18 protein-coding genes and 1 tRNA gene are annotated in these 15670 nt (G+C 68.7%); 10 read left to right on the forward strand and 9 right to left on the reverse strand.

The annotated features are described in order from the left end of the window. Positions 1 to 4: 4 nt before the first annotated feature. A complete protein-coding gene (speD, locus tag F788_RS0101545; RefSeq protein WP_018869719.1) occupies positions 5 to 814 on the forward strand; it encodes an adenosylmethionine decarboxylase in 810 nt (269 codons plus the stop codon). Positions 815 to 850: 36 nt separating this feature from the next. Here the strand turns inward: speD and coq7 are convergent, their stop codons facing one another. Further along, complete coding sequence (gene coq7, locus F788_RS0101550; RefSeq protein WP_018869720.1) at positions 851 to 1492, reverse strand: 2-polyprenyl-3-methyl-6-methoxy-1,4-benzoquinone monooxygenase; 642 nt, start codon at positions 1490 to 1492, stop codon at positions 851 to 853. Between the two features lie 27 nt (positions 1493 to 1519). Then, positions 1520 to 2707, reverse strand: coding sequence for a (Fe-S)-binding protein (locus tag F788_RS0101555; RefSeq protein ID WP_019589050.1), 1188 nt, complete (start codon positions 2705 to 2707; stop codon positions 1520 to 1522). A 103-nt stretch (positions 2708 to 2810) separates the two neighbouring features. Between F788_RS0101555 and F788_RS0101560 the strand changes: the two genes are divergently transcribed. The 5 genes from F788_RS0101560 (at position 2811) to F788_RS0101580 (ending at position 6127) form a co-directional block, all read left to right on the forward strand. After that, positions 2811 to 3548 (forward strand): YdiY family protein, encoded by a 738-nt coding sequence (locus F788_RS0101560; protein WP_019589051.1) that lies wholly within the window; start codon positions 2811 to 2813, stop codon positions 3546 to 3548. Positions 3549 to 3596: 48 nt separating this feature from the next. Then, positions 3597 to 3902, forward strand: coding sequence for a ferredoxin (locus F788_RS0101565; protein WP_019589052.1), 306 nt, complete (start codon positions 3597 to 3599; stop codon positions 3900 to 3902). Positions 3903 to 3967: 65 nt separating this feature from the next. Beyond that, positions 3968 to 4044 (forward strand) — tRNA-Met (locus tag F788_RS0101570). A gap of 315 nt (positions 4045 to 4359) precedes the next feature. Next, a complete protein-coding gene (gene yjjJ, locus F788_RS13305) occupies positions 4360 to 5754 on the forward strand; it encodes a type II toxin-antitoxin system HipA family toxin YjjJ (protein ID WP_019589053.1) in 1395 nt (464 codons plus the stop codon). Positions 5755 to 5917: 163 nt separating this feature from the next. Further along, positions 5918 to 6127 carry a hypothetical protein gene (locus F788_RS0101580; RefSeq protein WP_024328285.1) on the forward strand — a complete coding sequence of 70 codons (210 nt, stop codon included), beginning with the start codon at positions 5918 to 5920 and terminating at the stop codon, positions 6125 to 6127. Positions 6128 to 6142: 15 nt separating this feature from the next. Here the strand turns inward: F788_RS0101580 and F788_RS0101585 are convergent, their stop codons facing one another. The 3 genes from F788_RS0101585 to F788_RS0101595 are packed head-to-tail and all read right to left on the reverse strand — an operon-like array spanning position 6143 to position 9101. Next, the gene (locus F788_RS0101585; RefSeq protein ID WP_019022711.1) at positions 6143 to 7186 is read right to left on the reverse strand and encodes a M14 family metallopeptidase; all 1044 of its coding nucleotides are present in this window, start codon (positions 7184 to 7186) and stop codon (positions 6143 to 6145) included. A 16-nt stretch (positions 7187 to 7202) separates the two neighbouring features. Further along, positions 7203 to 8639 carry a hypothetical protein gene (locus F788_RS0101590; protein ID WP_019589054.1) on the reverse strand — a complete coding sequence of 479 codons (1437 nt, stop codon included), beginning with the start codon at positions 8637 to 8639 and terminating at the stop codon, positions 7203 to 7205. Between the two features lie 3 nt (positions 8640 to 8642). Continuing rightward, complete coding sequence (locus tag F788_RS0101595) at positions 8643 to 9101, reverse strand: hypothetical protein (RefSeq protein WP_018869728.1); 459 nt, start codon at positions 9099 to 9101, stop codon at positions 8643 to 8645. A gap of 147 nt (positions 9102 to 9248) precedes the next feature. Between F788_RS0101595 and F788_RS0101600 the strand changes: the two genes are divergently transcribed. The 3 genes from F788_RS0101600 to F788_RS0101610 are packed head-to-tail and all read left to right on the forward strand — an operon-like array spanning position 9249 to position 11251. Next, positions 9249 to 9839, forward strand: a complete 591-nt coding sequence (locus tag F788_RS0101600) for an RNA polymerase sigma factor (protein ID WP_018869729.1) — start codon at positions 9249 to 9251, stop codon at positions 9837 to 9839. Next, complete coding sequence (locus tag F788_RS0101605) at positions 9832 to 10755, forward strand: hypothetical protein (protein WP_019589055.1); 924 nt, start codon at positions 9832 to 9834, stop codon at positions 10753 to 10755. The genes F788_RS0101600 and F788_RS0101605 overlap by 8 nt, the downstream gene beginning before the upstream one ends. Before the next feature lie 19 nt (positions 10756 to 10774). Continuing rightward, complete coding sequence (locus F788_RS0101610) at positions 10775 to 11251, forward strand: DsrE family protein (RefSeq protein ID WP_019022714.1); 477 nt, start codon at positions 10775 to 10777, stop codon at positions 11249 to 11251. Here the strand turns inward: F788_RS0101610 and murU are convergent. The 3 genes from murU to F788_RS0101625 are packed head-to-tail and all read right to left on the reverse strand — an operon-like array spanning position 11236 to position 13767. Further along, positions 11236 to 11934 (reverse strand): N-acetylmuramate alpha-1-phosphate uridylyltransferase MurU, encoded by a 699-nt coding sequence (murU, locus tag F788_RS0101615; protein ID WP_019589056.1) that lies wholly within the window; start codon positions 11932 to 11934, stop codon positions 11236 to 11238. The two genes, F788_RS0101610 and murU, sit on opposite strands and share 16 nt — an antisense overlap. 8 nt (positions 11935 to 11942) lie before the next feature. After that, entirely contained in the window at positions 11943 to 12974 is a 1032-nt protein-coding gene (locus tag F788_RS0101620) for an aminoglycoside phosphotransferase family protein (protein WP_019589057.1), read from the reverse strand. 7 nt (positions 12975 to 12981) lie between these two features. Continuing rightward, positions 12982 to 13767, reverse strand: coding sequence for a metallophosphoesterase (locus F788_RS0101625; RefSeq protein ID WP_019589058.1), 786 nt, complete (start codon positions 13765 to 13767; stop codon positions 12982 to 12984). A 110-nt stretch (positions 13768 to 13877) separates the two neighbouring features. Here F788_RS0101625 and dksA point away from each other — a divergent pair, with 110 nt between their 5' ends. Further along, positions 13878 to 14279, forward strand: coding sequence for an RNA polymerase-binding protein DksA (gene dksA, locus F788_RS0101630; protein ID WP_018869735.1), 402 nt, complete (start codon positions 13878 to 13880; stop codon positions 14277 to 14279). An 18-nt stretch (positions 14280 to 14297) separates the two neighbouring features. On the opposite strand, the gene argA is transcribed toward dksA, so the two are convergent. Then, a complete protein-coding gene (gene argA / locus F788_RS0101635) occupies positions 14298 to 15656 on the reverse strand; it encodes an amino-acid N-acetyltransferase (protein WP_081622814.1) in 1359 nt (452 codons plus the stop codon). Positions 15657 to 15670 lie beyond the last annotated feature (14 nt).

Raw genomic sequence — 15670 nt, forward strand, 5'->3', positions numbered from 1 at the left:
GGCCATGTCGCGTCACAAGAAGCAGATCAAGCTCCACGGCTTCAACAACCTGACCAAGAGCCTGAGCTTCAATATCTATGACATCTGCTATGCGTCGGGCGATCGTCATCGCGACGAGTACATCGCCTACATCGACGAGGCCTACAACGCCCAGCGTCTGACGCAGATCCTGACGGACGTGGCGCACCTGATCGGTGCCAACATCCTCGACATCTCGCGCCAGGACTACGACCCGCAGGGCGCGTCGGTGACCATGCTGATCTCCGAGGAGCCGGTGGCTACCGAGCAGATCGGCTACACCGAGGGCCCGGGCCCGCTGCCGGAGACCGTGGTCGGTCACCTCGACAAGAGCCACATCACCGTGCACACCTATCCGGAGGCGCATCCGGAGGGCGGGATTGCGACCTTCCGCGCGGATATCGACGTGTCCACCTGCGGGCGCATTTCACCGCTGCGTGCGCTGAACTACCTGATCCACAGCTTCGAATCGGACATCGTGATCATGGACTACCGGGTGCGGGGGTTCACCCGGGACGTGCGTGGCAAGAAGCATTTCATCGATCACAAGATCAACTCCATCCAGGACTTCCTGTCGCGCGACACCAAGGACAAGTACCAGATGGTGGACGTGAACGTGTACCAGGAGTACCTGTTCCACACCAAGATGGTGCTGAAGGATTTCGACCTCGACAACTACCTGTTCGGGCTGGGCAAGGACGACTACTCGGCGAAGGAAGCCAAGCGCATCGCCAAACTGCTCAAGCACGAGATGATGGAGATCTTCTACGGCAAGAACATGAGCCGCGGGAGCTGACGCGCCGCGGGGATGCCCGGCCCGGGGAAACCGGGCTCAGATCCGGTAGGCGGTGTGCGTCATGATCTTCGAGGTCAGCGGCATCAGCACGCTGCGCACCGGCCACGGCAGGGTCCGGCCCCCCATCGCCATGGCCTTTGCCCCGTGTTCCACCTCTTCCTGCTTCATCTGCTCGAGGATGCGCGCCGACACAGTGTCGGACGGCGGCAGGCGATCCAGGTGGCGGTCCAGGTGCTGCTCCACCTGGCGCTCGGTCTCGTCGACAAAGCCCAGGCTGTAACGGTCCCCGGCCAGCCCGGCCAGCGCACCCACGCCCAGCGAGCTGACGTACCAGAAGGGCGTCAGCAGGCTGGTGTGCATGCCCATCTCGTGGACCCGCCGTGCGCACCAGTGCAGGTGGTCGCCTTCCTCGCGTGCCGCCTGGTCCAGCTGCGCGCGGATCGCCGGGGTGCGGGCGGTGAGCATCTGCCCCTGATACAGCCCCTGGGCGGCCACCTCGCCGGCATGGTTGACCCGCATCAGCCGCCCGGTTTCCTGACGGTCATGGTCGTCCAGCATCGGACCGGGTTCGTCGCCACCGGGCGACGGGCGGCCGGTGGAGCGGGCATGCCCGGAGACGACCTTGACGAGGGCGTCGGCCTGGGTGATCAGATGATCCAGCGGGGAGAGTCGGCGCATGGCGGGCGCTCGGGTATGGGCCTTGTCTCAGGTTACCGCGAGGCGCCCCGCAAGGAAACGGGCCGGGGAGACAAGCGGCGGGTCTTCAGGCGATTGCGGCTGCAGGGCGCGCAGATGCACCCGGCAACCCACGTTGCCGGAGACGATGCAGTCAGGAGCCTCCGTGCCCAGGGCCTGCAGGGTTTGCTGCCCCAGGGCATCGGCCTGTTCCGGCCAGGCGAGCATCGCGGTGCCACCCGCGCCACAGCAGTTGGGGAGGGACGGGGTCCCGGTGAGGGTCACGCCGGGCAGGCCGCGCAGCAGCGTCGGCAGGATCTCGCCCTCGCGGGTGACGTTGCGCTGGGTGCAGGGGCGGTGCAGGGCGACGCGCACCGGCTCTTCGCGCCAGCCTTCACGGGGCGGGCCGTGTTCCCTCAGGTGTCGGGCGACGAAGCGCGTGAGGCTGGTCGCGCGGGCGCCGGGGAAGCTGTCGGCGGCCTCGCGCAGGGTCGCCTCGCAGCCGCTGTCGAGGACGATCACCGGCGGGCCATCCTCGGCCGCACCGAAGGCTTCGCGATTGTGCCGCTCCAGTTCCGTGGCCGCCGCGGGTCGTCCGGCGTGTCGGTCCAGGGCGCCGCAGCAGGTCCGGGAGGAGGGGATGCCCACCTTCAGACCCAGCGCATGCAGGACGGTCAGGGCCGCTTCCAGGTCGGGCCCGGTGAAGAAGGCGTCCATGCAGCCGGTGAAAAGCAGCACGTCGACCGCGTCGGGCGGGCCGTCGGCGCGCAGCCGGGGAGGCGGGGCGAGGCTGGGGCGCGCATGTTCCAGGGCCCGGCGCGCGGTGGCGTCCAGTCCCGGGAGCCCGGCGCGCGGCAGGCGTGCGGCGGCCCGGGCCCCGAGGCCGGCGAGTCGCCGCAGCCGGGGCGATCCCAGCAGGCGGTCGTGCAGCATGCGCGGCATGGGCAGCGGGGCGCCCTCCGGCTCGTCCGATTCCTGAAGGAGGATTTCGCGGGTGCGATCCATCAGGGCGCCGAAGGGGACTCCGGCCGGGCACACGGCCTCGCAGGAGCGGCAGCCGAGACAGCCTTCCAGATGGCTGCGCAGGCGGGGTGACTGCGGATCGAGCTCGCCGCGGGCCAGGCCCTGCATCAGGGTCAGGCGACCTCGCGGGGAGTCGCCTTCCTGCCGGTGCAGTCCGTAGGTGGGGCAGTGGGGCAGGCACAGACCGCAGTGCACGCACTGATCCACCGCCGAAAGCCCCGTGTACTTCGGGGGTAGGTCGGAGCTCCCCAGCGGCTTTGCTAGGGTCCCGGGCCCGTTTGCTGACCCGGAGGGTCCCATGTTGTCGCGTGTACCGCGTTCCGCCGCCGTACTGTTGTCTTCCGTCATGCTTGTCAGCATACCAGTCTCGCAGGCTCAGGCCTGGGATGCGGAGGGATGGGAAACCACGCTGGAGGCCGGGGCCTCGCTGACGACCGGGAATACCGAGTCGGCCACCGCCAGCGGTCGGATCCGCGCCGAGCATACCGCCGAGTTGTGGCGCAACAGGCTGCGGGGCGACGCGCTGTTCACCGAGGAAGACCGCGAGACCACGGGGCAGCGTTACGTCGCGGGGTACCAGCTTGACCGGCGTCTGGCGGAACACGATTACGTGTTCGGCGCGCTGCGTTACGAACGCGACCGTTTCAGCAGCTATGACTATCAGGCCTCGCAGACCGTGGGTTACGGCCGGCGTCTGGTGGATCGCGAGCGCCTGCGACTGGATGGCGAGATCGGCGCCGGCGCCCGTCAGGCACGCCTGGCCGAATCCGGCGAGTCCGACACCGATGCGGTGGGCCGGCTCGGGGGCAACCTGCGCTGGGACATCAGCGAGAGCGCACGTCTGACCGACGAGCTGCTGATCATCAGCGGTCGCGACAACACCGAGGTCGAGAACATCCTCGCCCTGACCGCCGACATGACCGACCGCATGGCTTTGCGGACCAGCTTCACCGTCAAGCACAACACCGATGTCGAGCCTGGCAAGAAAAACACCGATACCATCAGTGAGGTCAGCCTGGTCTGGCGTTTTCGCTGAACCGGCCGGACACAGTATGATGAAGCGGATTTGATCCGGGAGCATCGCATGGGCTATTACCAGCGGCATATCTTCTTCTGTACCAATTGCCGGGAAGACGGCAACTGCTGCGAGGATCACGGGGCGACCGAGATGCGCTCGTATGCCAAGAACCGGGCCAAGGAGATGGGCATCCACGGCAAAGGGCAGGTACGGGTGAACACCGCCGGCTGCCTGGACCGCTGCAACGAAGGCCCGGTGGCGGTGGTGTATCCCGAAGGCGTCTGGTACACCTACCAGGACGAGCGCGACATCGACGAGATCCTGGACGAACACCTGGCGAACGGACGGATCGTCGAACGCCTGCAGATCTGACACGGCGGATACCGGGCCGGGCCTTGACTTCACCATCCCGGCCCGGGAGAATTCGCAACCCGCGTGGCTACGTAGCTCAGCTGGTTAGAGCACATCACTCATAATGATGGGGTCCCCTGTTCGAATCAGGGCGTAGCCACCAACCAGATTCAAGGGGCTGCTTCGGCAGCCCTTTTTCGTTTGGGCTCCCACCGTGCCCAGTTGTGCCCACGCCGTACTCATCTGGTGCCCGGGCATGTTTGCCTGGCATTTCCTGTAGCTCCGAACTGCTGCCAGGCCATTGCGCGCGGTCGCTCCGGGGCAACCCCTTCGAACTCCCTCTCTCGCCAGGAGCGGCTCCGCGCCCTGGCGCCGTGATTGTTTCAGTCCATGTCCGGGTGGGCTTTTGCAGCCATATTAATCAGAACCTTAATCGGTTAAGATCTTCTCAATAATCCTTTCATTTGGGTGGATTCCGATGAGGAGCAAGCGGGAAGCAGCGCACCAGCGGCTCGGCCCGGTGCTTGCCAGGTTCGCGCCGGCGCGTGCGGGCGATCTTGCCCGCGAACTGGGGTTGTCGGTCCCCACCCTGCACCGCCTGCTGCAGGAGACGGCCGAGCCCGTGCTTGCGGCCGGGCGGGCCCGGCGCACTCGCTACGCCCTGCGCCGAGCGCTGCGAGGTGACCTCGCGCCCCTCCCCATCCGTACGATTGATGAATCCGGCCGGCCGCACGAACTCACGGAACTCTCGCCCGTTCAGCCGCAGGGCTGCCATGCCGACTTCGGTGGCTCGGACTGGCCTGTGGAGGAGAGCGACCATACCCGCGATGGTTGGTGGGACGGGTTGCCATACCCTTTGTATGACATGCGCCCTCAGGGTTATCTCGGGCGCCAGCTGGCTCATCGCTTCCAGAATGCCCTGGGGGTCTCGCCCAGCCCGGATACCTGGAGTGACGACGATATCCTGTGGGTTCTGAGTCGTGTGGGGTCGGACCTCCCGGGTAACCTGATCGTCGGGGACGCCGCGTTCCATGAGTGGCAAAAGGCTCGCCTGGATCCGCCCGCAGTCCTCGGGGCGGACGATATCGAACGGATGTATGTGAAGGCGGCGGAGGAGGCCATCTCGCTGGGCCTCGCGGGCTCCAGCGCCGCGGGTGAGTTCCCGAAATTCACCGCTCTCCGGGAATTGCAGGACAGCCGTAGCCCGCATGTCATCGTGAAATTCTCCGGTGCGGATGATTCCGTGACCGTGCAGCGCTGGTCGGATCTGCTGGTGGCGGAACATCTGGCGCTGGAGGCGATCGCGGCACTCCCCGGCGTGCAGGGCCCGCCCAGCCGAATCCTCCAGCATCAGGGCCGCACGTTCCTGGAAGTCGAACGCTTCGATCGCCATGGCCTGTTCGGCCGCAGCCCGGTGGTGACGCTGGAGACCGTGAACGCGGCCTTGCTCGGCCATGCGCCATCGGCATGGGACACCCTTGCCCCGGGGCTCGCCGACAAGCGTCTGCTGACGCCGGAGGCGGTTGCAGCCATCCGTCACATCACCTGGTTCGGTCGACTGATCGCCAATAGCGACATGCATCCGGGCAACCTCGCCTTTCGCCCGGCTCAGGGACGCCTCGTCCTGTGCCCGGTGTACGACATGCTGCCGATGGCGTACGCGCCGCTCCCGGGTGGCGAGCTTCCCCGAATGACGTTTGATCCCGCCATGCCATTGCCCCGTGACCAGGGCGTCTGGGTCACCGCCTGTCACACCGCTATTGGGTACTGGCAAACCGTGTCGGAAGACACCCGCATCGGTTCCACGTTCCGCAGGATCGCATCCGAAAACGCCACTGAGATTCAAAGACGCCTGGCCCTCGTCGCGCCCTGATTGTCCGTCCGGTTGCCCGTCGGGCTGTACGGAGTGGATGCCGGGACAAGTATTCACGCTCTGGCCGGGTCGTACCTTCGGTCTCCGTTGGCGCGTATTGCCGCGATTCCGGGGGATGGCTACACTTGGCGCGCTGTTTCCACTACCCGCGCAGGCCCGAACCATGAAACGTTACGGTATTCGCATTCGCATGCCCGAGGACGCGACCTTCCGCATGCCGCATCTGCTGGGTCCCGACTGGGAGGCCTGTCGCTGGTACGAGACCGAAGAGGCCCGCGAAAAGGCCTTTGCCGAGACCACCGCCGATCTGTCGAACTACCGCAAGGGTGACCGCCCCGCTCAGATCGTCGAGCGCATCGAGCGCGACGCCTGATTCCCGTCTCCCGCCTCAGCCGACGTTTCCGGTGAGTGTCCCCATGTCCATGGGTTCCATCAGGTAGCAAAGGCAGTCCTGGGTGATGACCCGGCTGTCGAGGGTCAGCATCGACGGCATCGCGTCGCGCCGCAGGCGGATCTCCTCCCCGCGGGTCTCCAGATAGGTTCCGGTGACCTCCGCTCCGTCCTCCGCGGTGACCACCAGCGGGTCGTCCACCTCCGGCTGTCGCCGAACCAGGCAGGAACCGGCCGGCAGCATCTGGAAGTTGAGCCGGTCCAGGTCGGGTTCCAGGCGGACGTCCGCATCCGTTCCGGTGCTCGCCCGCATCCCCGGACGCAGCCGCACCCGCGCCACGGTGTGGTAGATGTCGATCGCGTCGCGCTCCGGCGGGTGGTCGGGGAAGGCGCTGAGGTGCAGCACCGCATCCACCATCTCGAAGGCGTGCTGTACCCCGGCGGCATCGTCCGGGTGCCCGCATTCCAGGGTGACCGAGGGCGCCAGTTCGGCCAGGGCCATGGAGGCGACGCCACGCGGGCGGGTGAAATAGACCACCGTACGTCCGAACAGGGCGGCCAGCTGCATGAACGCCGGGTCGAGGCGGTTGATGCAGGCGTAATGCGGGTTGCGTCCGGTGTTGTTGTGCAGGTCGATGGCCGCGAACAGCCCGCGCTCGCGCAGCCGGGCCACCAGTGCGGCGAAGCTCTCCGCCTCGGGCGATCCCGGCTGTTCGGTGCCCGGCCAGATCCGGTTGAAGTCGGGCTGCTGGTCGAGGTGGCGCTGGTTCAGCGCGGCGGCCTGCGGGTTGCCGATCACCAGCGTCAGCGCGCGCGGCAGCTCGCGATGGGTGTAGTGGCGCAGCAGCTGCTGGATGGCATGCAGGCCGACCGGTTCGTTGCCGTGCAGCAGGAGCACCACGGCCACCGCGGGCTCGCGGCGCCCGCCGAGGTGGATCAGGGCCGGTTCCGGCACGACCTCGCTCAGGGTGCGTGGCGTGGCGTCGAGAAAGCCGTCGGGCAGCTCGAAATATTCGCGGATCGCGGGTCGGTCTTGCGGCATGATTCGGTATCTCGGGTTACAGGCCCCAGGTATGTACCGGGGCGCCGGTGTTCTGCCAGCCGCGATAGGCGCGCACGAGTCCCGCCCAGTCGCGTCCGTGTCGCGCGACCCAGCGGCGCTGCCAGACGCTTCCGGTCTGGCCGCTGTCCACGCGCGCGGCGATGATGCCCAGCAGCGCGTCGCGCTCGCCGGGGTCGATCTCCAGGTTCTCCAGGCCCTCGGCGGCCCGCGGCAGCAGCTGGTGCCGGATCAGGCGCGGGGCCGGGAGCGGGTCCGCGTGGCCCCAGCGCAGTCGCGCGTGCAGGCCTTCGCGGGCGGCATGATAGAAGTTGTCGCGGGCTTCGGCGAACGGGGTGTGGGCGGTGCCGTCCCCGGGAGCATCGCGCAGCCATTCGATCAACCCCAGCGCGAAGGCGGCGTTGGCCAGCATGTCGATCAGCGACGGGCCGGCGGGCAGGCAGCGAAACTCCACGCGCAGGTGATGCCGCCCCCCGGCGTCGGTGCCGACGATCGGCCGGTTCCAGCGCCAGATGGTGCCGTTGTGCAGCGCGAGATGGGCCAGATTCTCCGGCGGATGCTGCAGGTCGACCGGCAGCATCACCGGAAAATGGTCCCGGTTCTCGCGGAAGAGCTCACCCACCGACTGGTGCAGATAACCGCTGCCGAAGGTGACCCGGCGGATCGGCCCCCGGGCCGAGTCGGCGAAGCCGCCGCTTTCCACCGCCTGCTCGAACAGCGGGATGCGGCTCTCTTCCCACAGCTCGTGCCCGAACAGATAGGGCGAGTTGCCGGCCGCCGCGAGTACCGGGGCGCTGGCGACCATGGCCGCGTTCAGGCTGCGATGTGCCTCATCCGGTGCGCAGCCGATATGCACCTGGAACGACGTGGCGAGGGCCTCCAGCATCACGTCGTCGTGGTCGTGCAGCAGGTGTTCGCGGCCGCGGATGTCGACGTGCAGCGGCCGCCGCGCCCGGTTCTCCAGTACCGCCTCGTTCAGCGCGCGAAAGCGCGCCTGGGGTGACATGCGGTGCAGGCCCAGCTCCTCCGGGGGCAGGGTGGCGAGGCTGCCGGCCATCAGCACACCGCCATTGAACCGGGCGGCCGCGCGATCCGCCCGTTTCACGGTGTCCCGCAGTTCCTGCAGGATCGCGGTGAAGCAGCCCGGGCCCGCGGTGAACACGCTGGTGTTCAGTTCCACGTTGAAACGGGCCAGCTCGCGCGACACCAGGGGGCTGTCCATTGCCTCGAGGAAGGCATCGTTCTCCGCCAGCGCCCGGCCCTCGGCATCGCACAGCCAGGCCTCGATCTCGAAGCCCAGGGTGGTCGGGCCCCGCGGAGTATCCCGGTGGCTGTCCAGCCAGGTCAGCAGCAGATCGGTCTCGTGGTCCAGGGCCCGCCGGAATCGTTCACGGTCGTCCGGGGTGAAGTACTCCGAGCCGATCTCCTCGCCCATGGATCAGTCCTCGTCCGTGTCCGCGTCGTCCGGGGCGTCTTCGTAAAGCGACTCGAGGAGGTCGCCCCAGAGCTGCTCGTGGTGTTCGATGAACGCCAGCAGCGCCTTGCGGAAAGCCAGGTAGTCGGCCTCGAAGCGCTCGAAGTCCTCGCCGCCGTTGAGCAGTTTGGCTGCGCGGTCGGTCTGGTTGAGGCTGTCGCGCAGGTTGAGGCTGGCGGCCATCGCCCCTTTTACCCGTTCGCGTTCGTGCGGGATCCAGGCGCGATCGGACAGCAGGGAGCGCAGGTTTTCGCCCAGCTCCAGCAGGCGCTTGCGCAGGCGTGGCACCGCGCCGATGGTGCCGGTCTTGAGGTCGGCCCACACCGCGTCGGTCATCAGTTGCGCCCAGCGCTCGCGCAGGTCCGTTGTGGTGTCCGGGTCAAAGGCGAACGAGGCCTCGAGCTGTTGCGGATCGAAGGGCATTGCGTATCCTTGACCAGAGAAGTGTGTCGCGTGCGCGCGGCAACCCGGTCCGGAACCGGGAATAGCGTCCCCGGGGACCGCGTCCTACAGGGTACAAGAACAAGCAGGGCCGCACAGACGGCCTGCAGGATGTGAGGAGACAGAACAATGGCGACCTGGTTCGCGCAAAGGCGGCTGCGCCAGCAGGTTTGCGACCTGCGGCCGCAGATGTACCGCATGGCCTATGCCTGGTGTCACGACGCCGCGCTGGCCGACGATCTGGTGCAGGAGGCCATGATGAAGGCCCTCACCCGGCTGAAGTCGTTGCAGGACGAGAATGCCCTGAAGTCCTGGGTGTTCCGCATCATGACCAACTGCTACCGCGACTGGGGACGGCGGCAGAAGGACACGGTGGACGTCGACAACATGGAGCTGGCCTGCGAGGACTGCCCGGAGCAGCAGACCGAGCGCAACCGCCGGGTGGCGGACGTGCACCAGGCGATGGCCCGGCTCAGCAGCGATCACCGGCAGGTGGTGTCGCTGGTCGACCTGGAGGGCTTTGCCTATGCCGAGGTCTCCGAAGTGCTGGACGTCCCGATCGGCACCGTGATGAGCCGCCTCAGCCGCGCCCGGGCACAACTGAAAAAGCAGCTGCTGGAACAGCAGCAGGCCCCGCAGGACACAGCGGCGACGGAATCTGCCGCGGAACCCGCTGAAGAGGGGCCGCAACTCAGGGTAGTAAGGAGCCAGAATGGCTGAAGACCGACTCAAGGCGCAGGACCGTCCGAGCGAAGAGATTCTCAACGCCTTCGTCGATGGCGAATTCTCTCCGGAGGACCGGCTGCAGACCCTGCAGGCGATCGCCTCCAGCGAGCACCTGAGCCGTGAGGTCTGTGACATGCACCAGCTCAAGGAGCTGGTGGCGATGGCGTACGAGGACGTGGAACCGCCGGCCCGGGATTACCGGAGCAGGGAGGATGACCACGGCGGTGCCGGCGGCCGCTCCGGTGGTGCGGGATTGCTCCGCTCGCCGATGGGGGGTCCCCGGCGTACCGGCTGGTTCTCATCGGTGGCCGCCGGTGTCGTGGCGCTGGTGCTGGGCTCGGTGGCCGGTTACGAAGTGACCCGGGACGCCGGCTGGTTCGTGGACGGGGCCGGGTCCGGTTCCGCAGCTCATGCGACGGCGTCCGAAGGCCAGGGGGTGCCCGAGCTCGACGACACCGTCAGTGCCCTGTTCACGGAGATGGCGGAAGCCGAATCCGCGGGCGGAGCCGCCGCACCGCAGCCGGTCCATGCAGCCAGCGAGACCGATCAGATCCTTCTGCATGTCAATGACGCCGACCGGGTCGCGATGGAGGAGCTGCTGGACGACATCGAGGCGATGTTCAACGAGGCCGCGCGCGATGGCCGGCAGCTGAACGTCCAGGTCGTGGTCCACAACAAGGCCATCAACATGCTGCGCGCGGACCGGGCCCCGTTCCCGGAGCGGGTCGACAGTCTGAGCCGGGAACACCCCGGACTGCGGTTTACGGCCTGCAACGAGACCCTCGGCCGCCTGGCGCGGGAAGAGGGGCTGCAGGATATCGATATCCTGCCACAGGCCGAGCGCATTGATTCGGGTGTGGCCGAAGCTGCCCGTCGTCAGGCGGAAGGCTGGATCTACATCAAGGTCTGATCCGGGGCGGGAGCGTCGAGTGCCCTCCTCTCGGACGCTTCCGCTGCTCCGCTGGGCCGGCCTGTGCCTGCTGCTGGCGGCCCTGCAGCCGGTCGCGGTCGCGGGGGAGGGTGGCGCGGCACCCGACGCCGGCCCCTCCGTCACCCGGATCGTCTACCACCTGGATTCCGGCGACCGCGAGCATTTCTCCAACGTCCTGCGCTATCTGAAGGAGCACCTGGGCGACCCGGGCCACGGGCCGGCCGACGTCCGCATCGTGCTGCATGGCGAGGGGGTGCGCCTGCTGGAATCGGCCTCCATGGACACCGCCACCGCCATTCGCATCGACACCCTGCGGCTGCAGGGCTTCGAGTTTCTGGTCAGCCGGCGATCCATGGAGGCCCGTGGCCTGGAGCGCGCCGATCTCCACGACGTGATCCGCGACGAGATGGTGACCAGCGGGATCACCGAGCTGTATCGCCTGCAGCGCAAGGGGTTTACCTACATCAAGCCCTGATCCGTGGTCGCGAGATCGCGATCCAGCGCCGCCAGGCGCTGCGGCGTGCCGATGTCCCGCCAGTCGCCGAGGTAGTGTTCGCCGCTCACCCGGCCCTGCGCGATCGCCTCGCGCAGCACCGGCCCCAGCGGGCGGCGGCCCGGCTCCAGCGACGCGAACAGGGCCGGGTGATACCAGCCGATGCCACTGAAGGTCAGGCGTTCCGGGCCGGTGTCGGTGGTGACGCGGCCGTCGGCGCCCAGGGCGAAGTCCCCGTCCGGATGCTGCGGCGGGTTGTCCACCAGCACCAGATGGGCCAGTGGGGCATCGTGTTCTTCGATGGCCCCCGGCAGCCGCGAGGGGGGTACGAGCGGGTGGTCGCACCAGATGTCGCCGTTGATCACCAGGAAGGCTTCGGGGCCCAGCAGGGGCAGGGCCTGGCGGATGCCGCCGGCGGTTTCCAGGGCGCCGGCGGGTTCCGGCGAATAGCGGATCTTCAGCCCGAAGGCCGAGCCGTCGCCCAGCCGCCGGGGGATCTGCTCACCCAGGTGGGCGGTGTTGATGATGACCTCGCCAAACCCCGCGCGGGCCAGGCGTTCCAGGGTCCAGACGATCAGCGGTTTGCCGCCGGCCTCCAGCAGGGGCTTGGGGCGTTCGTCGGTCAGCGGGCGCATGCGTTCGCCGCGCCCGGCGGCGAGGATCATGGCCCGTTTCACGCGCGTGCCTCCGGCGCGGGTTCGGGAGTGGCGGGATCGCCGGGGAGATGCCGGCGAAACCACTGCGCCACGGGCTGCAGGTCCGGGTGTGCCAGTCCGCGTCGCACCAGCGTCTGCAGGCGCGGTTCGTGGCGGCGGTAGTCGGGCTTGCCGTCACGCCGGTGCAGGCGGGTGAAGATGCCGAGGATCTTGATCGCGCGCTGGACCCCGAGCACCCGGTAATGCACGCGAAAGGCCTCATCGGGCCACCCGGTGGCCTGCAGGTAGCGCGCGAGGGCCTCCCGCGCGACTGCGGGTGAAACGTCGCGTCGCGCATCCTCCAGCAGCGATACCACGTCGTAGGCCGGGCTCCCGAGCACCGCGTCCTGGAAGTCCAGCAGCGCGCAGCCCGTGCCTTCCGGCGGGATCATCAGGTTGTCCACATGAAAGTCGCGCAGCACCAGCGTGGGCTCCAGGTACGGCAGGGCGTCCAGGGTCTGCGTCCAGGCCGTTTCCCAGGCGCCGCGGGCGGCCTCCGCCGGCGGATGGCCCTGTTGTTCCGGGACATACCAGTCGATGAACAGGCGGGCCTCGTCCAGCAGGCGCGGGGTGTCGTAGGCGGGCAGTGCGGGTGTGGCCTCCGCAGGCCGCTGTGGCCAGGCCCGGTGCAGGTCGGCCAGCCGGTCGATGGCCCGCTGATACAGGGCCTTCTCGTCTTCGCCCTCGGCCAGTGCCCGGGTGAACGTGCGGTCGCCGAGGTCCTCCAGCACCAGGAAACCCGCGTCCGGGTCCTCGTCATGGATGCGTGGCGGACGCTGGCCGAGGGCCTCCAGCAGACGGGCGATGCGCAGGAACGGGGCCACCGGTTCGCGTTCCGGCGGGGCATCCATGATGACCACCGGCTCACCGTCGCGTCGCGCGCGGAAATAGCGGCGGAAGCTGGCATCCGCGCGCAGCAGTTGCAGCCCTTCGAAGCACCCGGGGCGCTGCGTCAGCCAGGCCTGCAGGGCGGCGGCGCGGCTATCCTCCGGCACCGACGATGCGCTCATGCGGGCCTCACGCGGGCGGTGCGGGCAGCCGCTCGACCCGCGTGTCCAGGCGGCCGTCGGGATAGAGTTCGAGCACGCGGTAACCCGGACGCCCGGTGTCCGGATCATCGTCGAGCTGATATTCCGTGGCCCCGGGGCGGAACTGCACGCAAGTGGCGGGGCAGCCGAGCAGGCGGACGTCGCCATGAAAGGTGTCGACCACCTGGTGCGCGTGTCCGAACACGCAGGCCCGCACCTGCGGGTGGTGGTCGAGCACGGCGAACAGCGCGTCGGCATTGGTCAGGCCCATGCCGTCCATCCACGGGCTGCCCACCGGTACCACCGGATGATGCACGGCGATCAGGGCCGGGCGTTCCGGGTGCGCGGTTAGGGCCCCCTCGAGGCGTTGCAGTTCGGCGTCGGACAGATGGCCGGCCGGCCCTCCGGGCTGCGAGGAGTCCAGGGCGATCAGCTGCCAGCTGCCCAGGCGTTCGCTGCGATGGACCGCATGGCCGGCCGACTCCAGGGTCACCGCCAGTTCGCGTGCGTCGTCGTGATTGCCGGCCAGCGCGCTGGTGGGCCAGGGTCCCGTTTCGTCCAGCAGTGCCTTCAGGCGCCCATAGGTCTCCGGCGACGGGTTCTCGGCGAGGTCGCCGGTCAGCAGCAGGCGGTCGGGCAGGCCTTCCCGCGCTCGCGCGGTTTCCAGGACGTGGCGCAATGCGAGGTCGCTGTCCGGGTAGCCCGCGCGCACCGGGCCCGGTTCGGTCCCCAGGTGACTGTCGGTTACCTGGATCAGGCGCAGCGGTTCGTGCATGTTCGATCCCTGTGGTCTGGCGGTCTGTACTGAGTCCGGCACATGTGTTCTAGTGCAGGTTTACCCGTTGTGGCGGGCCCGTGGCTCGGGTCACGATCCGGAGGTGCAACATGGTGGATCCCGACTATCGTCCCTCCGAGGACGAACCCTACATGAATCCGCGCCAGCTGGACTATTTCCGGCGCAAACTCGAGGCGTGGCGGGCCGAGCTGATCGCCGAGTCGGAAGAGACCCTGGAACATCTGCGCACCGAGAACTGGCAGGAGCCGGACCCTTCCGATCGCGCCACCCACGAGGCTGATGCCGGTGTGGAGCTGCGCACCCGCGACCGCGAGCGCAAGCTGCTGACCAAGATCGACGAGGCGCTGGCGCGCATCGAGCGCGGAGAATACGGCTATTGCGAGGAGACCGGCGAGCCGATCGGGCTCGAGCGCCTCGAGATCCGTCCCATCGCCACCCTCAGCGTGGCCGCGCAGGAGGCCCACGAACGCGACGAGGCCCGCGGTCGCTGAGCCCGGCGTTGCCCCGGGTCAGCCCTCCAGCTCGCGCGTGAAGACCCGCGAGTTGCGCGCCTGATTGTAGCGCTGGCGGCGTTCCGGCGGGAGGTCGTCGACGCTGCCGGGGGTGTAGCCGCGTTCCTGGAACCACTGCGCGGTGCGGGTGGTGAGTACGAACACCCGGCGGACCCCCTGCTCGCGCGCCAGCGCCTCCATCGCGGTCAGCAGTCGGTCGCCCCGGCCGTGGCCGCGGTATTCGGCGTGCAGCGCCAGGCAGGCGATCTCCGCGGCGTCGTCGCCGAACGGGTACAGCGCCGCGGTGCCGATGATCAGCCCGTCGACCTCCAGTACCCGGAAGCGCTCGATCTCCAGCTCCAGGTGCTCGCGGGCGCGGTGCACCAGCACACCCTCGGCCTCCAGTGGCTCCAGCAGCGCATGGATGCCGCCGACATCGTCCAGGGTGGCCGGGCGCAGGCGCTCCAGCGGCTCGCGCGAGACCAGGGTGCCGATGCCCTGGCGGGTGAACAGCTCGGTCAGCAGCCCGCCGTCGTCGCGGCGGTCGACCAGGTGCACGCGCAGGTCGCGTGCATGGCAGGCATCCACCGCGCTGCGCAGGTGACTGGCGAGCTCCTGCGGCAGGTCGTCGCGCTCGGCGAGGATGCGCTCCGCGGCGGGCACGGTCAGCTGATCCAGCACGTCGTCCTGCGGCCCGCGCAGCACGCCGGCCTCGGTCAGGAAGATCAGTTTGTCCGCGTCCAGGGCGATCGCTACGCGGGTCGCGACCTCCTCGCCGGACAGGTTGAAGACCTCGCCGGTGGGTGAATACCCCAGCGGCGAGACCAGCGCGACCTGCTCCTGATCCAGCAGCGCGGTGAGCGCGGCGGTGTCTACCCCGCGCACCTCGCCGGTGTAATGGAAATCGACCCCGTCGCGGACGCCCAGCGGGCGGGCGGTGACGAAGTTGCCGCCGGCCACCCGCAGGCGTGCGTTGCCGGTGCCCGGCTGGCCCAGGCTGCGGGACAGCAGGCCCTCGATCTGCAGCCGCAGGCGGCCGACCGCGTCCAGCACGGCATCCAGCGCCGGGGCATCGGTGATCCGCAGACCCTCGGCGTACTGCGGCTGCAGGCCGCGTTCGGCCAGGCGCGCCTCGATCTGCGGGCGAGCCCCGTACACCAGCACCACGCGCACGCCCAGTGCATGCAGCTTGGCGATGTCCCGCATCAGGGCCGGGAACTCCGCCGCCTGCGCGGCCTCGCCGGCCAGCGCGATGACCATCGTGCGGCCCCGGTGCGCGGCGATGTATGGCACGGCGTCGCGGAACCACGCGAGTTCCCCCGGGGCCGGGGCACGACGTGCGGGATGTGGGCGGGTTGGTTGGTCTGGCGGGTTCACGCGGCTCCCTCGCA

Source organism: Thioalkalivibrio sp. ALE10 (assembly GCF_000381385.1).
Lineage (GTDB): Bacteria > Pseudomonadota > Gammaproteobacteria > Ectothiorhodospirales > Ectothiorhodospiraceae > Thioalkalivibrio.